General features: G+C 36.2%; 21 protein-coding genes and 1 pseudogene. 10 read left to right on the forward strand and 12 right to left on the reverse strand.

Annotated elements, in window-relative coordinates; translation table 11 throughout:
* A pseudogene (locus tag A2290_00045) lies at window positions 1–576 on the forward strand (hypothetical protein).
* An 83-nt stretch (window positions 577–659) separates the two neighbouring features.
* Here A2290_00045 and A2290_00050 read toward each other — a convergent pair.
* From A2290_00050 to A2290_00060, 3 genes are all read right to left on the reverse strand, one after another.
* Entirely contained in the window at window positions 660–893 is a 234-nt protein-coding gene (locus A2290_00050; GenBank protein ID OGC16066.1) for a hypothetical protein, read from the reverse strand.
* Between the two features lie 111 nt (window positions 894–1,004).
* A complete protein-coding gene (locus tag A2290_00055; protein OGC16067.1) occupies window positions 1,005–1,682 on the reverse strand; it encodes a hypothetical protein in 678 nt (225 codons plus the stop codon).
* 2 nt (window positions 1,683–1,684) lie between these two features.
* Window positions 1,685–1,927: a hypothetical protein gene (locus tag A2290_00060; GenBank protein OGC16068.1), complete on the reverse strand. Its 243-nt coding sequence runs from the start codon at window positions 1,925–1,927 to the stop codon at window positions 1,685–1,687.
* A 351-nt stretch (window positions 1,928–2,278) separates the two neighbouring features.
* On the opposite strand from A2290_00060, the gene A2290_00065 reads away from it, so the two are divergent.
* Window positions 2,279–3,337, forward strand: a complete 1,059-nt coding sequence (locus A2290_00065; protein ID OGC16069.1) for a hypothetical protein — start codon at window positions 2,279–2,281, stop codon at window positions 3,335–3,337.
* A gap of 85 nt (window positions 3,338–3,422) precedes the next feature.
* On the opposite strand, the gene A2290_00070 is transcribed toward A2290_00065, so the two are convergent.
* From A2290_00070 to A2290_00090, 5 genes are all read right to left on the reverse strand, one after another.
* Window positions 3,423–4,151 carry a hypothetical protein gene (locus A2290_00070; protein OGC16070.1) on the reverse strand — a complete coding sequence of 243 codons (729 nt, stop codon included), beginning with the start codon at window positions 4,149–4,151 and terminating at the stop codon, window positions 3,423–3,425.
* Window positions 4,152–4,553: 402 nt separating this feature from the next.
* The gene (locus A2290_00075; GenBank protein OGC16071.1) at window positions 4,554–5,024 is read right to left on the reverse strand and encodes a hypothetical protein; all 471 of its coding nucleotides are present in this window, start codon (window positions 5,022–5,024) and stop codon (window positions 4,554–4,556) included.
* Between the two features lie 27 nt (window positions 5,025–5,051).
* Window positions 5,052–5,534: a hypothetical protein gene (locus A2290_00080; GenBank protein ID OGC16072.1), complete on the reverse strand. Its 483-nt coding sequence runs from the start codon at window positions 5,532–5,534 to the stop codon at window positions 5,052–5,054.
* On the reverse strand, window positions 5,531–6,106 hold the full coding sequence (locus A2290_00085) for a hypothetical protein (protein ID OGC16073.1): 576 nt from the start codon (window positions 6,104–6,106) through the stop codon (window positions 5,531–5,533). Before A2290_00085 ends, A2290_00080 begins: the two co-directional genes overlap by 4 nt.
* A gap of 16 nt (window positions 6,107–6,122) precedes the next feature.
* The gene (locus A2290_00090; GenBank protein ID OGC16074.1) at window positions 6,123–6,404 is read right to left on the reverse strand and encodes a hypothetical protein; all 282 of its coding nucleotides are present in this window, start codon (window positions 6,402–6,404) and stop codon (window positions 6,123–6,125) included.
* A 57-nt stretch (window positions 6,405–6,461) separates the two neighbouring features.
* On the opposite strand from A2290_00090, the gene A2290_00095 reads away from it, so the two are divergent.
* Window positions 6,462–6,911: a hypothetical protein gene (locus tag A2290_00095; GenBank protein ID OGC16075.1), complete on the forward strand. Its 450-nt coding sequence runs from the start codon at window positions 6,462–6,464 to the stop codon at window positions 6,909–6,911.
* A 153-nt stretch (window positions 6,912–7,064) separates the two neighbouring features.
* Here the strand turns inward: A2290_00095 and A2290_00100 are convergent, their stop codons facing one another.
* The 4 genes from A2290_00100 to A2290_00115 form a co-directional block, all read right to left on the reverse strand.
* The gene (locus tag A2290_00100) at window positions 7,065–7,556 is read right to left on the reverse strand and encodes a hypothetical protein (protein OGC16076.1); all 492 of its coding nucleotides are present in this window, start codon (window positions 7,554–7,556) and stop codon (window positions 7,065–7,067) included.
* 145 nt (window positions 7,557–7,701) lie between these two features.
* On the reverse strand, window positions 7,702–8,337 hold the full coding sequence (locus A2290_00105) for a hypothetical protein (GenBank protein OGC16077.1): 636 nt from the start codon (window positions 8,335–8,337) through the stop codon (window positions 7,702–7,704).
* Window positions 8,338–8,435: 98 nt separating this feature from the next.
* A complete protein-coding gene (locus A2290_00110) occupies window positions 8,436–8,786 on the reverse strand; it encodes a hypothetical protein (protein ID OGC16078.1) in 351 nt (116 codons plus the stop codon).
* A complete protein-coding gene (locus A2290_00115) occupies window positions 8,764–9,111 on the reverse strand; it encodes a hypothetical protein (protein ID OGC16079.1) in 348 nt (115 codons plus the stop codon). Before A2290_00115 ends, A2290_00110 begins: the two co-directional genes overlap by 23 nt.
* A 308-nt stretch (window positions 9,112–9,419) precedes the next feature.
* Here A2290_00115 and A2290_00120 point away from each other — a divergent pair, with 308 nt between their 5' ends.
* From A2290_00120 to A2290_00150, 7 genes are all read left to right on the forward strand, one after another.
* A complete protein-coding gene (locus tag A2290_00120; GenBank protein OGC16080.1) occupies window positions 9,420–9,764 on the forward strand; it encodes a transcriptional regulator in 345 nt (114 codons plus the stop codon).
* Window positions 9,764–10,975 carry an ammonia channel protein gene (locus tag A2290_00125; GenBank protein OGC16085.1) on the forward strand — a complete coding sequence of 404 codons (1,212 nt, stop codon included), beginning with the start codon at window positions 9,764–9,766 and terminating at the stop codon, window positions 10,973–10,975. The genes A2290_00120 and A2290_00125 overlap by 1 nt, the downstream gene beginning before the upstream one ends.
* 100 nt (window positions 10,976–11,075) lie before the next feature.
* Window positions 11,076–12,413: a glutamine synthetase gene (locus A2290_00130; GenBank protein OGC16081.1), complete on the forward strand. Its 1,338-nt coding sequence runs from the start codon at window positions 11,076–11,078 to the stop codon at window positions 12,411–12,413.
* 182 nt (window positions 12,414–12,595) lie between these two features.
* Complete coding sequence (locus tag A2290_00135) at window positions 12,596–13,306, forward strand: hypothetical protein (protein ID OGC16082.1); 711 nt, start codon at window positions 12,596–12,598, stop codon at window positions 13,304–13,306.
* A gap of 299 nt (window positions 13,307–13,605) precedes the next feature.
* Entirely contained in the window at window positions 13,606–13,821 is a 216-nt protein-coding gene (locus A2290_00140; protein ID OGC16086.1) for a hypothetical protein, read from the forward strand.
* A gap of 255 nt (window positions 13,822–14,076) precedes the next feature.
* Window positions 14,077–14,739, forward strand: coding sequence for a hypothetical protein (locus tag A2290_00145; GenBank protein ID OGC16083.1), 663 nt, complete (start codon window positions 14,077–14,079; stop codon window positions 14,737–14,739).
* Between the two features lie 207 nt (window positions 14,740–14,946).
* Window positions 14,947–18,409, forward strand: a 3,463-nt coding sequence (locus A2290_00150; protein OGC16084.1) for a glutamate synthase subunit alpha, incomplete at its 3' end; no start/stop codon positions are given.

Genomic DNA, 18,409 nt, shown 5'->3' on the forward strand with positions numbered 1-18,409 from the left:
GAAACGCCGCTTACTAATGGACAATTTGCAAAAATAATTGAATTAGTGCCTGATCTAGCTGATATTATCGAAAACCCACAAGCTCGATTGGAAAAATCGCTTGCAGTTTCTATTGAAGAGACTGATGAGGGCAAGGCCAATTCTCCTATGGTATTTCTTAGTCATACAGAGGCAACAGCATTAGCTTCCCTGTTAGGATTAAGGCTTCCAACAGAACAAGAGTGGGAGAGAGCTGCTGCTGGTACGGATGGGAAAAAATATCCAGATAATATAATGCCCATTGATGATAACGAGAACAGAATTGTCGCGGTCATAGGTTCGGGCGGTGGAACAAGCGATGTGACTAAGTTAAAGAAGACAGGGGAAGGCTTCCTTGGATTAATAGGAACTGTTTGGCAATGGATGAGCGACTCTTGTCACGAGGAATATAGCAATGAAGTCCAAGTGATGATACGAGGCGGTTCGTGGGACAGCAACATTGAAGTCAACTTACATAGTACTTCTCGATACGTTGGCGATGCCGAGGATCAGGACGAGGAGTCCGGTGTCCGCTTTGCCAAGGACTTGCTAGTTTAAAGCTTGTGTTTTTTACTTCTTTACCTCTGCTTGTCGTGAAGAGTGCGTTCCATCCTTGCCTTAACCCAGATATCAAAATCTCATTATCCATTTTTATCCGCTTCCCATTTTTCCTTTTGTGGTCTTACTATATTGTCCTTGATTTTTACAGAACCTTTCAAAAAACCAAATATTGATTTGGCTGGAGGGGAAAGGACAGGCACAAGCATGGCGACATCATGTCCATGCTTTGTTATTATTATTTCCTCATAATAATTGTGTGCCTTATCCATCACATCTAAGCATTTTGCTTTGAATTCGGAAGCTTTCATTCTCATTTTCTCTCACTCCTGTAAGTAGTCATTTTACATAGGTCATTTTATATTAACACAAAAAGGTATGGGTTAGGATGGGGGGAGCGGGGGGTAAGGCGATCTAGAAATTGGATATTAGAAAGTAGCGATTGGAGATTGGTTTAAAAAACTAATCTCCAATTTTTTCTTGAAAAACTTGGCTAAAAATTTTGGTGAAACATATTTTTCTTTTAAAAACTTTAAATGCTCATTTTTTTCTATATCTTCCAAGTATGTAAGCTGCTCCAAAAACATCCTTTCACTAAAAATATCTCCATATTTTTTTTTGCACCATTTTATTATTTCCCAGATACTTGCATAGCCATCTTTGATGATAATATATAAGTCAAAATAGTCCCTATAATTTCCTCGCCTTCCCAATGCATATGCTTTTGTACAGGCTATATCTTTTATCGAAAGCAAAGGAATGAAATCTCGGCTTTTTATTGAAGGGAAAATCGGATCCCAGAAATAATTCAGAACGGTAATTTTTATCTCATCATCTAAAACAACGCTCAATTCATCAGAGGTATCAACCAACGTTTTGATTAAATGATTTTTGCTAAAATATCTAAGGATTTTATTTTTAGAATGAAAAGTGATTTCTTTGTTCCTAAAAATGTCGAAATCAAAAGATTCCCTATGGCCTATTTGCAGGGCTAAGGCGGTTCCTCCTGCCAAATAGTACTTCTTATCCTGAAAAAGGGCTGTCAACTCTTTAAAGATGCTTTGTCTTTTTTTGTCTAAAATTTCCAAAATTATTTTATCTTTCATTATCAATTTCCTGAGAACATCACTTTAACAAACGGTAATATGCTTTTGCGGCTAAATCTATGGGCATTTTTTTGGGCAAAGTTGCAAATAACTTTAGAACCTAATTTTTTAGCTAAGTATTTTAAATGTTCCATTCTTCCCTTTTCTAAAGCTTGAAACAGGATAATATCTTTATCTTTTTTTAAAGAAATTTTTCTAAAATCAGCAAACCATAATATTGATTTAAAATATTGAGGCAGTGGCATTTTCTTTGATCCCTCTAATTTTTTATTTTATCACAACAGCGCAAAGAACTGAATCGTGTTTTTATAGGAAGCAACTAAATCTTCTTGCTGCTGACTTTTTTCTGGCTTGTATTTTAGATTATATTTGAAGGTAATTAACAAAAGTCTCGTGGAGCTAAACTATGCTTACCTTTTTATCAGCTTTTTTGAGAGGGGGATTTCAGGGATTTGCGTTGTATAGAAGATCAAAAATACAAGTTGAAGAAAATTTAACAGTATTTTGATTTTAAGTTGTTGTAGCAAGAAAAATATAGTTTATTACGATAAAATAAGACATAGAGAGAAAAAGAGTGTCATCGCCGGTATAAAAGGATGCTTATCAAAATGGATAATTCTATACCTGCCCCTCTTCCTTTTGCGACTGTTTTTTTAGTGCCTTTAGGCGCTACAAAAATATTGGAAGAGGAAGAAGGGGTAAGTCCTGAAAATTTAAGACACCACATAGAAGCCTTGTCCGCTATAGGGGAGCGTAGCGCCTATGCTTCCAATATGGACGGAATTAAAAAGGCCAAGGATTATATTACACAAAAATTAACAGACTATGGCTATAGTTTTTATGCTCAAAATTTTGTAGTTGAACGGAGACTTCCAGATGGCATAAAAAATAATTTTTCTATTACTTCGGCTTGTAGGCAGGGGGAAGCTTCGGATAAAATAAAAATTGAAATTCAGGGGAAACCCATAATAATATTTGACCGAATATTTTGTTTGCCCGCATCTCCTAAAGGAAAAGAAGTTAGTAATATAATTGTAAGAATTCCGGGGCGTAGTAGCAGTAAAAAAATTATTCTTGGAGCACATTATGATTCAAAAGGTCATGGCGCAAATGATAATGCTTCAGGAGTTGCTGTTTTACTTGAAGTTGTAAGGCTTTTTTCTAAAAGCAAACCTGAGTTTACTTTGGAAATTGTTTTTTTTGTGGGAGAGGAGCTTGGTAATTTAGGCAGTAAATATTATCTGGGGCAGATGTCCACGGAAGAAAAATTAAAAATTGGTGGGGTAATAATCGTTGATATGGTTGGAAATAATAAGTCTGACGAAGAGGGTGCCCCCCTTGAAAATTTGGATATAATGTATTCCAAAGAGGCTGCAAAATTGGCAAAAGACATAGAAAAGGCAATAACAAAGGATGGTATTATTGAGACGAGATTATCTTTTATTTCTGGGGAGGCAAGTGATGACGATGAATTTCGAGAAGAAGGGATTCCCACAATATTATTTTCTGAAGATACTCCTGATGAATTACGGCACCAAAACGACTGCTTTAATAGGCCTTGTGATACTCCTGATAAAATTGATTATGTTTTTCTCCAACAAGCTACAGAAGTAATTGCTTCTTCTGTTGACTTTTTGACGGGGATTAAGAAATAAATTTTATTTTAACATATAAGGATTAACTAGAAAAAAAATTTAAACTAAAAATCCAAACTTTTTATACATATTTCAGATTCCCTTTTTAGAAATTTCTACTTTTTAATTCTTCGATGTAATAACCATTTACTAGAACAGAAATTATTCTATTTGTTGATGATTCAAAAGATGGAACAGACACAACAATATTATCCAGAAGACATTTTACAGCGCCAGCGCCATCGGCATACCACCAATAGAGATCCTCACCTGCTTTTATTTTTATAGTTTCAAAAGCACCAGCAGGAACAGTAACTGTTTCATATCCTATTGCCTCGCATGTAAAACCAAAAGAATCCTGCCATTTATCCCCAATTTTCAAAGAAACAGGAATAATGAGAGTTGCTTCTGTTGTTATCTCTAACTCATTACCATAAAAATATGCTCCGTTATTGTTTACTAAAATATATGCAGGGGGATACGATGTTGCTGAATAACCTTTTAAACTAAATGGCTTTAAAAATTTTTGAATTGATTGAATTGCAAGTCCTTCTCCTGACACAGAGTTATAGATACTATATAAATTTTGAACAATAACATCATTAGAAAGTGTAGTTGTCCCGCTAAAATATGAACTTTTGATAGAAGAAGCCCCTTCTATAAGCCCCTCGCCTGTTGTATAAATACCACAACCATACTCCCATCTATTACCATCCGCATGAGGGTAATAATTTGAGCTTGAAGCAGAAGGTTGACTTTGGTTAAGATTTGAGCACCCCATAACAAAAAAGAATAAACAAGTGACGAGAATCAAAACAAATATTAGCTTTTTCATATACATCCCCTATTATAGCAATTTTCATACCTTATTATAGGTAGAATATCGGCTTATCAAAGCATCTCTTTTTAAGCGGCCTTCAATTTTAGGAAGAAGAGGAGAATTTAAAATCACTTCTCTTGCTGAAGATATTAAAGCTGTTTGCTGGGTGATTATGGGAGTTATTTTATAATTCGGTTTGTACATCCTTAATTGGAATTATACCATTTTAAAAATAATCCGGCAATAATCCGGCAAGAGCTTGAGGGGGGATCCTTTGAGGGAATGCTTTTTATTTATTTGGAGCCTTAAGTTTTTTGCATATCCCGCAATTGAATAGCAGGATTAGAAAAAGAGGAATAAAAATCAATATTTTTTTCATTGGAAAAATATTTTAGCATTTTGGGGTAAGGAAAGCTATTAAATATATCTCCTTACTCTTTTTTTGTATTCAATATATTTACTACCAAACGCTTGCTCTAAAAATTTTTCTTCTCCGATAATTATAAAGTGATATATTATTATGCTATAAATCCCACTTAGAGCAATAAAAAAATTCCATGTGAAAACAATCGCTGATATGGTGAAAAAATTAAAGCCAAGATACATGGGGTTTCTGCTTAATTGATATAAACCATTGGATTTAAATATTGTATTTTCATCTGGAAGCCCTAATCTTGTTGAACGACCTAAATTTATCATGCTTATAAGAACAAGTGCTAATCCTATTATTGATAATACATATGGTATGATCTTTAAAAAATTAAACGGCGGATTATTGGTTATTATATTAAAAAGAGAGAGCAAGTAAATAATCCATAGAACATATCCTAGTATTTTGCCACTATAAAAGAATAATGGGTGAATTGTCGCTTTTCCTATTAAATTCATATATTCTCAAATTATTTTTATAAAGATTTACTCTTGATTTTCTAAAACCTTGCGAGTGTTTTCTCCTTCTTCTTTGACATGTTTGACTAAATCTTCTTCCTTAAAAAAAACTGTGATTATTTTACACCAAAGCCAGTCGATAATTTTTGGTTTTAAGCCAACTTTGATATAAGCGATAAATTTTGTCTGTAAGTTATCAATAGGTTCCATTTTGAAGGAACCAATTCCGTTTGCGAAGATTGATGATGGGAAAATAGGCTTATATTCTAAATAAAAGGGATATTCTGCCTTAACAAGTTTATATTTGAGCCTTAAAATGCGTTTCCCAATGTATTCTTCTGCATAAAAGATCGAACCAATATCGGCACCATTACCTTTTAGAATTTTTAATATTATATGATCTTTTTGATGCCATTTTTTATATGTGTCTTTTTGATGCAAAGATATTAAAAAATTCCAAATTTTTTCAGGAGTAGTTTTTATAACAATGCTTTCTTTGACTTCTATCATAAAAGCGCCTCATTCTTATTGAAAATAATATTGCGGTTTTTAATGCTTAGCAAGCGTAATAACTTATTTATAGTATTCCAATTTCTTGTAGTAGCAGATAGTTTTAACTTTCCTTCAAAGAAATTGTTAGAAAGTTTTGTTCGGCCATAGCCATTAGGGCAGAAAAGAAAAATTTCTTTTCCTAAAAAGACAAATTCTTCTGATTTATCTTTTACTCTGTTAATTTCCTCGGTTGGGATATTTTCCGGAATATCTGACAAGAATGTGATATAGATGCTTTTTGGATCTTTTTTTGTGAAAGGATTTTTACTAAATATTTTCTGAAGATCATTTTTGGATTTTATAAAAACAACAACATCAAATCCAAATGAAGTCTTTATTCTTTTCTCGATTTTTATAGTAAGTTTTTTTATGTCTGTCTCTTTTGATTCAAAAATTACATTGCCGCTTTGGATATAAACTATGATGTTTTTTAAACCAAGGGATTCATAAAGGGCTTTTAGTGCCTCCATTTTTATCTTTTTTTGCCCGCTGACATTTATTCCGCGGAGGATTGATATGTAAGTTGCCATGTGTTTATTTAAGATTTTAGTATAAAAACCCGAAAAACCAAAGTGGAATTTTGTTTCTAATCCCAGATTCGACTTTATCAATTGCTAAATAGGAATTATCAATGTCTTTGATCTGTTTGAATGATTTCTTTTTCCCCCCAATCTCAAAAATAAAATTATCGTTAATACAAAAATCTCCTTGAGCAGAGTATGCTGGTCTCCTTGTAGTAATGCAATACTTAAAAATAATCCGGCAAGAGCTTGCAATAAAGATAAGCGAAATAGTAAAAAAATGCAATTTTAATAATATCGTATCCATGATAGAATTGCCATTGTATAATTAAGCTTTCAAAGGGCTATAATTCGACAAATAAATATGAAAACAATAAAATTTTTATTTTTTCTTATATTTGTAATAAGCGCCACAATTTTGGGATGCTTTTATTTGTTTTCATTAAACATAATGAATGGTTACTCTCCGCTAATCGATACCATAAAAATTGAAAAATCAGATTCAAACAAGTTGGAAAAAATTATTTTAAAAGAAACAAAATTAGATGCTTCTTTTTATAATGCAAAGATAGAAATGATTGGTCCACCGAGAAAAGTTGGGGTTGCCGTCCCAAAGTTTTCAATATGGTTTGATGTTTTTGATAAAAATAAAGTTCCAATAAAATCTGGAGTTGCAAAATTTGTTGTATTTGAAGGAGAATATGAACTTTTAGGTTTAGTTTACAAAGAAGATATTCCAAAAAAGTTAAAAGATAAAAGCTTAAGCCGCATATTTCCTGAAGGTGTAATCATTAAAATCAAAAATAAAATTTAGTCTCGTTATATAGCCCTCCGCGCAGAGCCATCTTTTAAACGGTCTAACTTCCAACCCGTAATGATTTGTAGAAGAGTTGCTGAACATCTTATGAATATCAAAATGCTACTGTGAATCGAGTTGTTCTCTTTTTAGGGTTTTTATTGAGGTGAATTAATAAGGGATAAGAACTATCAGCCCCTTCCCTTCTTTTGAGCATTTTTCAATAAAGACTTTAAGGGATTGAATGCCTTCAAGATAATCTTCAAGATATTCTTCTGCTGTCTCCGCATAACCTTCTTTTTCCCATTTATTGAAAGTCTCTTTTAAAAAATTTATAAAATTCCCATCATTTTCTGCGTGAATATTTTGTATTTTATTTAAAACAACTCCTGCCTCGTCATGAGGCATAATAAATTCTAGAAAGTCATTTTTCTTAACAAGGGCTTGCCCCAATAAAGACCCTCTTTCAGGATAACATCCTTGTGTTGCCAAGTATAAGTTGATAGCGGAGAATATCCAGGCATCGGTTGATAATCCAATTTGTAATTTTTCTTCTGAAAGATATTGGTCAAAAAGATGACCGAGCTTCTCCTTTGTTATATCTTTTTTTAATTTATCCTCATCTTCTTTTGTCAATAATTTTGCAAAATAGTCTAATGACATATTTTTTGCCTCCCCTTTTATATGGAAAAATTTTTTCTAGCTTGTGCCGGCATATCCTGTTGCGCAATTTTCACTATTTTCATATTATAAATCATACATAATTAAACTCAAGAACTTTGTTCCTAAGCCGACAAAGCTTTAAGCCTTATAGATAACCATGCTTTCTTTGTGCGGAGCTTATTTTTTTTAAAATTCTTGCTATTGTTCGAGAAATATGGGATTCTTTTTTCCCGAAGCTTATTGCGATTGTATTTTGTGGCAATCCTTTTAAAAAGTACAGTTCAGCTATGTTCCTCTCTTCTTGATGAAGAGCATTAATTACGCCCCTAAATATTTCGAGATATTTTGGGGCGTCTAGACGTGTCTCAAAGTCTGGGGGGTAGGATTGACTTAAGAGCTCCTGCCTTTCCTCTACTGGGAAAGGAGTGAAATGTTTTTGGAGAGTTGAATAAGTTCTTATTAACTCACGAGTTTTCATTCTCGCAGTTTCATTTAAAAAAGCATGAATATTTTCAATCCCTGACAACTTACTGGGAGATACATTTCTCATGAAAAGAAAAACTTTTTCCAAAGCGCCTGCTACAATGTCTTCTCTCGTTTCGTAGGGAAGATTTGTAGTGCTTAGCATCTGGTGGCAGATCCTTTTTATTTGGGGCACACATTCTACAACAATAGCCATTCTTCTTTTGTGCTCAAAGGGAGCGAGCGACTCCGCAGGCCTAATAGGGGGCGGTTCTATTCTCGGGCTTGGTGAAACTATTGCCATTAGACTTGCAACCATATTGTTCCTCCATAAAGTGATATCTTATCGTTTTGCGGAAAATTTCAAGTTAACCCCGATTATCATCGTAGGGGTTAGGCGATGCCAAAAAGGAATTTTTATTTATGAAGATTCGCAGCATAATTGAATGGATAAAAGTAGTTTTTCAAAAAATCATCAGTGGATTGGTATATATTGTCAAATGCCAGATAGTCTACAAACAATTCTCTTGCTCTTGTTACTTCTTTGAGCCGTTTGATGTTTTTTTTGTCTGAAATTGTTAAATCAAAAAGCTCTAAAGCTCTTTCAAATGATAAGTCTGAAAATTCTTTGTTGCCTTTGTTTTTCCAGTTTATTGAACGGATAACCTCACTGCCAATGTTTGCCATTTGTTCGAAAAAAGAGAGAGAAGCCCATCTGCCATCTGCCAAATCTTTGTGTTGGTAGTTATTCATTTTTGACGAGCCCATTAATTATTGCAATGATTTTTTCTCTGATTTTTATATCATCAACATATCTTGTTTTGTTGCCTTGAATGGGACGGAGGTTTATCATTGAATCAAATTCAATAAAAGACTCTGTTCCATAGAGATCCGGATATAAATTTATTCCCCATAGATTGGAATTGTTGGATCCTTTTTCAATAAGAAGGGCTTCTTCGTCCGCATGAAGCCCAGCATTAATTGCCATAATTCCTTCCTCTACATCAACAACGGCTTTCACCATATTCCCAAACATTTTTGAAGCCATTTCTTTAATCTCTTTTACTGTTATTATGTTTTCAATAATTTGCATATAACAATTATAACATTGATTATATCTGGTTGCCCAAACGAACAAAATAGCTTGTCAATTTTTTGAACACTTGGCAACACTGATCTCGTACCAAACAAGCAGAACGACGAGTAAAGGATATAAGTCTATTTTATTACAAAAATGTAATAACGGCGTTTAGTTTTTACAAAATTGTACGCATATATGTCCCTCTTTTATGAAATTTCTATTAAGCGCGATAAAAAATTTTGGGAGTAAAAATTGCTAGAATTAGTATTGAATGAGGGGAAAGGTCTGTCTTTTTGCAATTTTTGGAGGTGTAGGCAAAAATGAGCTTTAAAAAAATCGAAGCGGTTATACGAATTGAAAAACTTGAAGAAGTTCGGATTGCTCTTGAAAAAGAGGGGTTTATAGGAATGACTGTAACAGAAGTCAAGGGGAGAGGCTCGCAAAAAGGGATTTTGCTTGAATGGCGTGCTGGGGAATATCGCGTTGAATTTCTTCCAAAGCTTAAAGTAGAACTGGTTGTTGACGAATTTGATTTGGAGAGAGCAATAAAAGCCATTGAAACAGCATCAAAAACTGGACAACCTGGAGATGGAAAAATCTTCATTTCTTCTATAGATAATATAGTAAGAGTCCGCACCGGCGAAAGGGGGGATAAGGCATTATGATAAATTCGGGAGATACCGCCTGGGTTTTAATTTCCACAGCTTTAGTAATTTTAATGACCCCCGCCCTCGGATTTTTCTACGCGGGGATGGTAAGAAAGAAAAACATTCTATCAACCCTTATGTTATCAGTTGTAATGCTCGCATTAATTACTGTTCAATGGATGCTTTACGGATATTCACTCTCTTTTGGTACAGATCATGCGGGAATAATTGGTGGATTAAATTGGCTGGGGCTAAATGGGGTGGGAGCTACGGTTCATGAAGGATATGCTCCAACGATTCCCCATTTGTTGTTTATGTTTTTTCAATTAGCATTTGCAGTAATTACTCCGGCTCTTATAACCGGAGCTTTTGTCGAAAGGATAAAATTCCCAAGCTTTTTACTCTTTTCCCTTTTGTGGGTAACTTTTATCTACGCTCCTGTTGCCCATTGGGTTTGGGGAATTGGCGGTTGGCTTCGCGCTATGGGTGCTCTTGATTTTGCCGGAGGGATTGTTGTCCATATTACAGCCGGGATTTCGGCTCTTGCTGTTGCTCTAGTAATTGGAAAACGCAAAGGATATGGCAAAACTCCTATGGAGCCGTCGAATATTCCTCTAACGGTTCTGGGTGCTTTTCTTTTATGGTTTGGATGGTTTGGATTTAACGGAGGATCTGCTTTGTCTGCCAGCTCGATTGCTGTTTCCGCAGTTGTTGCAACAAACGCTGCAGGGGCATCGGCCGCTCTTACCTGGATGCTACTTAACTGGATGCATAAACGACCGAGCCTTTTGGGCTTTTCAACGGGAGCCATTGTTGGTTTGGCGGCAGTAACTCCGGCTTCCGGATTTATCAGCCCACTTTCTGCTTTAATTATTGGAGTTGTTGCGGCAACGCTTTCTTACTATATGATTATTTTCAGATTAAAAGTAGGGCTTGATGAATCGCTTGATGTTTTTGCATGCCATGGAATTGGTGGCATTTGGGGAACTTTGGCGCTTGGCCTTTTTGCCCAAAAAGCAATAAATGCGACAGGAAATGATGGCCTTTTCTTTGGAAATCCTGGATTCTTTGGCATTCAAATTTTTGCAGTCCTGATAGTTGTTCTTTTCTCTTTTGTGGGGACTTATTTTTTGGCAAAAGTTGTAGATACATTATTTTCTCTGAGGTCAAAAGAATCTGAAGAAGACGTGGGGCTTGATCTTGCCTATCATGGAGAGACGACTTATTAATAAAGAAGGAGGAGGATGTTAAAAATTGATTTTAAAAATAGTTGATGTTAGAATGTTTTAAAAGGGTGGTAAAAAAATAGAAAGTTAAGGAGGAAAGTAAATGGCGATAACGAAGGAAGATGTTTTAAGGCAGGTTAAGGAAAATAATATTGAGTTTATAAGGTTATGGTTTACGGATATCAATGGTGTTTTGAAAAGTTTTGCGATTGCTCCTGATGAACTGGAGAATGCGTTTACTCAAGGAATGGGATTTGACGGATCATCTATTACAGGATTTCAAGACATAGAAGAGTCAGATATGATTGCTATGCCTGATCCAAATACTTTTGCGATCCTTCCTTGGAGACCAAAAGATAAAGCAGTTGCAAGAATGATTTGCGACATTCTTCAGCCGGCCGAAGGAACTCACAAGCCTTATGAAGGGGATCCACGATATATTTTAAAAAGAGCTTTGGCTAAGATGGAAAAGATGGGATTTGACCATTTTTATGTAGGGCCAGAGCTTGAATATTTTTACTTTAAAACCGCGCAAGGGACAGAAATCATAGATACAGGCGGATATTTCGACCTTTCTCCACTTGATATGGCCTCTGATTTAAGAAGGGAAACAATTCTTGCACTTAGAAAATTGGGGGTTAAAGTAGAATATTCTCACCACGAAGTGGCTCCTTCACAGCACGAAATTGACATGAGATATGATGACGGCTTAAAGATGGCCGATCAGACTATTACATACAAGTTGACGGTTAAAGAAATCGCAACAATGAATGGCGTTCATGCCACATTTATGCCAAAGCCTATTTTTGGACAAAATGGATCAGGAATGCATGTTCACCAATCTTTGTTTAAAGGAAAAGTAAATGCGTTTTACGATGGCAAAGATAAATCTCATTTATCAGAAGTAGGTAAGTCTTACATTGCAGGTATTTTAAAGCATATCCCAGAAATTATCGCAGTCCTTGCTTCAAATGTAAATTCATACAAGAGATTGGTTCCAGGATATGAAGCCCCTGTTTATATTGCATGGTCAGTTAAGAACAGATCGGCGCTTATCCGCGTCCCTGGCTACCAGCCTGGTAAAGAGGCGGCTACTCGTATGGAACTTCGTTGCCCTGATCCATCAGGGAATCCATATCTTCAGTTTGCAGTAATGCTTATGGCAGGGCTTAAAGGAATTGAGGAAGGATATAAACTTCCAGAGCCAATGGAACTTAATCTTTATCATTTAACTGATGAAGAAAGAGCAGAAAAGGGAATTAAATCTCTTCCGGGAAGTTTAGGCGAAGCTATTGCGCTTGCCGAAAAGAGCGACCTTCTTAAGGAAGCGCTTGGCAAGCATGCTTTTGAAAGATTTATAGCTGTAAAGAAACAGGAATGGGATGATTATCGCATACAAGTATCAGAGTATGAATTAAAGAGATATTTGCCGATTTTGTAATAATGGTAGGGGCGCATTGCAATGCACCCCTATTTGTTTGTTTGATTTTAAAAGGGCGGGAAGTTTTTCCTGCCCTTTTTGTTTTATTTTATAGAATTAAATGCAAGATATTCTTGCTTTTCCTCGATATATATTATACAATATAAACAATATATATTATAATATATAAAAAAGAGGAAAGAATGGATAAGAAGCTTAGAGAAGTGCAATTAAAATGCCTGAAAGCATTTTCTGATGTTGCTAAAAATTTCGCGCTTGCCGGAGGCACAGCGCTAGAGCTATATTATTTGCACCACAGGTTTTCTTTTGATTTAGATTTTTTTTCAACGGAATATAATCTTGACGAGATAGATTCATTAGTGAAGAAATTTAGGCAAACACTAGGTGTGCCTTTACAGCTTGAAAATGAATTAGATTTGCCGCAAAAGGCAAAGGTTCGGTTTTATACAGTTTTAATTGATGGATTTGAAAGACCCTTAAAAATTGATTTTGTTCAAGAGGTATTTTTTAAAACGCCAAAAATAGAGACCTTTCAATGTGTAAGGGTTTATAGTGCCGAGAACATTTATATTCAAAAAACTATAGCTATTGCAGGCTTAAATTCGGAAACTGACGATATTGGAAAAGAAATTATGGAAGGAAGAATGCAGGCAAGGGATGTTTTTGACCTTTATATGCTTTCAAAAAAAATAATGCCGCTTCATCTCTTCTTGAAAAATTTATCCAATCAATTGCAAAGAGGAATGATACATTGGTACCGTACTTTTTCAAGAGAACACATAAAACTTGAGCTATTGGGTTTAGAAATTTATGATAAAGCATTTGATGTTAAACAAATGATTTTATATTTAGAAGACGAAATAAAAATTTTCATCAAAGAGGTTGTGCCATGAATACAAAGTCTTCCATTTACGCGAAATATTTCTGGGGATTAAACAAAAGGGCTTTAAATGAGGTAGAAAATATTTTAAACAATCCTGTGCATTCACAGTTTATTGATAAAACAATTACAATCCTTTCGCGCTGTCAGGATCCAAAAGAGCTGTTTTTTTTAATTTCAAAAGAAAGATTTATAAATCATTGGCCAAGAATAAGAAATTATTGGAGAAGAATTAACCCTGTTTCAGATTTCCGAGATTGGTGGCAAACAATATATGAAGAACTTGTTTATCGCAAGACAGATAAGTTAATAATGCCCAAAGGAATGCCTCTGTCATCGTTTTTAAAGTTTGGAAAATCAGTAAAAAAATCGAGAATTGCCAAAGGCTTAAGCCAAAAAGATTTAGCTTGTTCTGCGCAAATTAATCAGTCGGATGTTTCTTTGATTGAAGAAGGCCGTAAAAATATTACCTTTAAAACATTATTTAAAATATGTAAGGCGCTGGAAATCAAAAATATAGAAATTTAAATCTGCTTCTTAATCATTATTAATCCAAAACATCTGCCTACATGGGAACCTAAACTTCTGGATTTAACGCCGAACGAATTGCCATGCAAGCCGTTTTCTCATGATGAGTATTTGGATTCTTTTGTAAAAAGATTCATTAAAGAGTTGTAACTACTACTTCTTCTGCGCACGAGTGCCCTATATACCCCAACGATTGGGATAATCGTGGTGAAATTTTCAAGGTTTCTTATCAATAATAATATGCCAGGAGGATTTATGTTTAGCAGAAAGGTTATCTCTTTTCTTTTGCCTGAAATTGTTGAACGCAAAGATGTTCAACTCTTATTTACTAAAGTTATTGCCGTAGAGAGTGGTTCTGAGCTTACGGAAGAGTTCATTTCTGAACTTAAGGAGTTTGGTTTTCCTGTTACAAAAAGCCGCATTTCTCAAGCTATTAAAAGCGGGGGATTACACGCTATTTTACTTGCGTTGAGTAAGCAGAAAACAGATGTAAGTATGATAGAGATTCCGGAGATGATAGATATTTCTGATAAAGTTAGCATTATGAAAGGAGAAGTTACAGTTAAATTATTCAAGCAAGTCATGGGTGATTATACACCGACAGGGCATAATGCGGATAAACTTATAGCTGTTCTTAATGATCCTTCAAAAGAAGGGAAAAGCCTAATCTATGTAAGTTTGCTGGATGGAAGAGAATTCGCCAAACGGTTAAGCACTCTAAGTGGCAGAAAATTCAGAGTTCAAAAGGAAGCGGAGTGGGTGCAAGCCCGAGTTCGTTTATCAGGAAAAAATTGGACATGGACTGAAGCTCTGTTTACTGATCGAACCTCTATTCTTCGTCTCCCGGACGATTTCGGTCGCGCCAACCCAATGCGTCGATTCCGCAACATCGCGCTTCGCCTTGTCGAGGACAAATAAAAATAAAACCTTGTATTTTTGCCCCTTTACCTTTGCTTGTCGTGAAGAGTGTGTTTGCAAAAGGTAGATTTTTCCTAAGAAAGAATTTCAAGTGAAACTTTATAGATAAAAATATTTGCCAATTTTGTAATAAAAAGTTATAATTAAACGAAATAAAAGGCGGGATTTGGGGGTTAAACCTGCATCCCGCCTTTATAATGTTAGGAGTTGTTTCTTATTAGTAACGGGTTTCCCAATAAACAGGGTCTTTATGATCCTCAATTTGAGCATGATAGCTGTGGAGTCGGGTTTGTTGTTGATGTAAAAGGGAAAAAATCCAACGACATTGTCTCTGCCGGGCTTGAAGTCTTGGAAAGATTAACACACCGCGGTGCTGTTGGCGCAGATCCAAAAACAGGCGATGGCGCAGGGATTCTCATCCAAATTCCGCACGAATTTTTTAAAAAAGTTGCGAAAGAGTCAAAAATCTCTCTTCCAAATCAGGGCGAATATGGTACAGGCCTCGTTTTTTTCCCGCAAGATAAAGAAGAGAGAAAATTTTGCAAAGAGGCTTTTGAAAAATTTATCAAGCAGGAAGGACAAAAACTTTTGGGCTGGAGATCTGTTCCTGTCGATAATTCTGTAATTGGCGAAACTGCGCGTGAAACAGAACCGGTTATTGAACAGATATTTATAGGCTGTTGGGACGGTTCGCGAACCGTTCCAACAGCGACGGTCAAAGATGATATGACCTTCGAACGAAAATTATATGTCATCCGCCGCCAAGTCGAAAACGCAGTCAAAAACTCCAACATAAAACAAAAATCATGTTTTTATGTTACTAATTTGTCCTGCAGAACATTTCTATACAAAGGGCTCCTCATGCCTTATCAGGTAAAAGCCTTTTTCCTGGATCTGCAAGACAAAGATGTTAAAAGTTGCTTGGCTTTGGTTCATTCAAGATACAGTACGAATACATTTCCCACCTGGGATCTTGCACAACCTTTCCGCTTTCTAGCTCATAACGGCGAAATAAATACCCTTCGCGGAAATGTAAATTGGATGAAAGCAAAGGAAGGTCTTTTACAAAGTGAATTATTTGGAGATGACATTGAAAAAATAAAATCAATTATTGTTCCGGGCGGATCTGATTCTGCAATGCTCGATAATGTTCTTGAAATGATTTCTCTTTCAGGAAAATCTCTTCCTCATACCCTTATGATGTTAATCCCTCCCGCATGGGAACACAATGATCTTATGGATCAAAAAGTAAAAGATTTCTATGAATACCATGCCTGTTTCATGGAACCATGGGATGGCCCCGCCGCGATTGCCGTAACCGATGGAACTCGCATCGGAGCGCTTCTCGATAGAAATGGACTGCGTCCAGCGAGATACATTGTTACCAAAAAAGGCTTTGTTGTAATGGCTTCTGAAATGGGGGTTTTGGATATTCCTCCTTCTGACATTGAAACCTCCGGCCGGCTTGAACCTGGCAAGATTTTCTTTATTGATACGGAAGAGGGAAGAATAATCGATAACAATGAAATTAAAAATACTGTTGCGAGCTCAAAACCGTATGGAAAATGGTTGAAAGATAATCTTGTCGATATTGATAATATCGATTTGGCAGGCGTTGGGGTGGATCGTGATCCACCCCAACAAGGCGATCCACCCCAACAGGGAGACGATCTCCAAACCAGCCTCAAAGCCTTCGGTTATACCCGCGAAGATTTAAAGGTCATAATAAAACCGATGGCGGAGACGGGGAAAGAACCGATCGGTTCTATGGGGAATGATACCCCTCTTGCCGTTTTATCCCAAAGACCGCAGTTAATTTATAATTATTTTAAACAATTATTTGCACAGGTTACAAATCCTCCTGTTGATCCAATAAGGGAAGAGCTTGTAATGAGCTTGAATACATATATCGGCGTGCAAAAAAACATGCTTGATGAAACGCCAGAGCATTGTGCTAAATTAAAAGTGATTCATCCGATTTTGCTCAATTACGAGCTGGAAAAGATTAAGAGTGTAAATAATAAAAAATTTAAAACAAAAACAATCTCAATCCTTTTTGATGCAGAGAATGAAAGAAACTTTGTAAAAACAATTGATAATATTTGTAAAGAGACAGAGGCGGCAATCGAACAGGGATTTTCATTTGTTGTTTTATCTGATCAGGGAGTTGAAAAAGAAAAAGCGGCTCTCCCCGCGCTTGTCGCTGTTAGCGCTGTTCATCAGCATCTTGTTGCAAAATCAAAAAGGACACAAATTGGAATCATCGTAGAAAGCGCGGAACCCCGTGAAGTTCATCATCTTGCCCTTTTGTTTGGCTACGGAGCCGATTGCATCAATCCGTATCTTGTTTATTCAGCTGTTGCACAGCTTGTAGAAGAAAAGGATTTGAAGCTTGATTACGATAAAGCTCTTTACAACTATTTAGATGCGGCAGAACATGGCATTCTTAAAATATTGTCCAAGATGGGAATTTCTACCTTGAACAGTTATCGCGGTGCGCAAATTTTTGAGGCACTTGGTATTTCAGGTGAAGTAATTGAAAAGTGTTTTACCGGAACAACATCAAGAATTGGAGGGGCGGGATTCGATGTTATTGCAAAAGAAACAATTCTAAGGCACAAAACAGCTTTTGAAGGTGAGATTTCTAATGCTCCATTTTTGGCTACAGGCGGAGTTTATCAATGGAAAAAAGATGGAGAAACGCACCTCTGGAACCCGCAAACTATTTCAACTCTTCAGCAAGCTACAAAAAGTGGAGATTATAACAAGTACAAAGAATTTTCAGGGCTTATTAACGATCAATCAAAAAGCCCTGTTACGCTAAGAAGCCTGTTAAAATTTTCTTCAGAGTTAAAACCGATTTCAATGGATGACGTTGAATCTGCCGAATCAATTTACAAACGGCTTGCGACAGGAGCAATGAGTTTTGGATCAATTTCCAGGGCGGCGCATGAGACGCTTGCCTTTGCTATGAACAGACTTGGGGGTCGATCGAATACAGGAGAGGGGGGGGAAGATCCCGCAAGATTTATTCCTCTTCCAAACGGAGATTCTGCCCGCAGTGCAATCAAACAGGTTGCATCCGGGCGGTTTGGCGTTACGGCGAATTATCTTGTCAATGCGGATGAGATACAAATTAAAATTGCACAAGGCGCAAAACCAGGGGAGGGCGGACAGCTCCCAGGACATAAAGTAAGCGCAATTATTGCAAAGACACGATACACAACTCCAGGAGTTACTCTAATATCTCCTCCGCCACATCACGATATTTATTCAATCGAAGATTTAGCGCAATTAATTTATGACCTTAAAAACACAAATCCTCAAGCAAGAATAAGTGTTAAGCTTGTTTCTGAAATCGGAGTTGGAACTGTTGCGGCAGGGGTAGCTAAAGGGCATGCCGATATGATTTTAATTTCCGGAGGAGATGGTGGAACAGGAGCTTCTCCAATTAGTTCCATAAAACATGCAGGAGCTTATTGGGAGCTTGGAATTTCAGAAACACATCAGACACTTGTTTTAAATAATCTTCGTGGACGCGTAAGGCTTCAAACAGATGGTCAGATGAGGACAGGCCGCGATGTTGCGATTGCCGCTCTTCTTGGAGCTGAAGAATATGGATTTTGTACTGCGGCACTTATTGTAATGGGTTGCGTAATGCTTCGTCATT

The sequence above is a fragment of the candidate division WOR-1 bacterium RIFOXYB2_FULL_36_35 genome, assembly GCA_001771505.1.
Lineage (GTDB): Bacteria > Margulisbacteria > WOR-1 > XYC2-FULL-46-14 > XYC2-FULL-37-10 > XYB2-FULL-36-35.

Bases quoted from the DNA above. Each gene is read 5' to 3' on its own strand.
- A2290_00060 (OGC16068.1), bottom strand. From the start codon at position 1,927: ATGCCACTGCCTCAATATTTTAAATCAATATTATGGTTTGCTGATTTT.
- A2290_00065 (OGC16069.1), top strand. From the start codon at position 2,279: ATGCTTATCAAAATGGATAATTCTATACCTGCCCCTCTTCCTTTTGCG.
- A2290_00105 (OGC16077.1), bottom strand. From the start codon at position 8,337: ATGGTTGCAAGTCTAATGGCAATAGTTTCACCAAGCCCGAGAATAGAA.
- A2290_00050 (OGC16066.1), bottom strand. From the start codon at position 893: ATGAGAATGAAAGCTTCCGAATTCAAAGCAAAATGCTTAGATGTGATG.
- A2290_00095 (OGC16075.1), top strand. From the start codon at position 6,462: ATGAAAACAATAAAATTTTTATTTTTTCTTATATTTGTAATAAGCGCC.
- A2290_00130 (OGC16081.1), top strand. From the start codon at position 11,076: ATGGCGATAACGAAGGAAGATGTTTTAAGGCAGGTTAAGGAAAATAAT.
- A2290_00115 (OGC16079.1), bottom strand. From the start codon at position 9,111: ATGCAAATTATTGAAAACATAATAACAGTAAAAGAGATTAAAGAAATG.
- A2290_00070 (OGC16070.1), bottom strand. From the start codon at position 4,151: ATGAAAAAGCTAATATTTGTTTTGATTCTCGTCACTTGTTTATTCTTT.
- A2290_00110 (OGC16078.1), bottom strand. From the start codon at position 8,786: ATGGGCTCGTCAAAAATGAATAACTACCAACACAAAGATTTGGCAGAT.
- A2290_00145 (OGC16083.1), top strand. From the start codon at position 14,077: ATGTTTAGCAGAAAGGTTATCTCTTTTCTTTTGCCTGAAATTGTTGAA.
- A2290_00100 (OGC16076.1), bottom strand. From the start codon at position 7,556: ATGTCATTAGACTATTTTGCAAAATTATTGACAAAAGAAGATGAGGAT.
- A2290_00055 (OGC16067.1), bottom strand. From the start codon at position 1,682: ATGAAAGATAAAATAATTTTGGAAATTTTAGACAAAAAAAGACAAAGC.
- A2290_00135 (OGC16082.1), top strand. From the start codon at position 12,596: ATGGATAAGAAGCTTAGAGAAGTGCAATTAAAATGCCTGAAAGCATTT.
- A2290_00140 (OGC16086.1), top strand. From the start codon at position 13,606: ATGCCCAAAGGAATGCCTCTGTCATCGTTTTTAAAGTTTGGAAAATCA.
- A2290_00085 (OGC16073.1), bottom strand. From the start codon at position 6,106: ATGGCAACTTACATATCAATCCTCCGCGGAATAAATGTCAGCGGGCAA.
- A2290_00075 (OGC16071.1), bottom strand. From the start codon at position 5,024: ATGAATTTAATAGGAAAAGCGACAATTCACCCATTATTCTTTTATAGT.
- A2290_00090 (OGC16074.1), bottom strand. From the start codon at position 6,404: ATGGATACGATATTATTAAAATTGCATTTTTTTACTATTTCGCTTATC.
- A2290_00080 (OGC16072.1), bottom strand. From the start codon at position 5,534: ATGATAGAAGTCAAAGAAAGCATTGTTATAAAAACTACTCCTGAAAAA.
- A2290_00120 (OGC16080.1), top strand. From the start codon at position 9,420: ATGAGCTTTAAAAAAATCGAAGCGGTTATACGAATTGAAAAACTTGAA.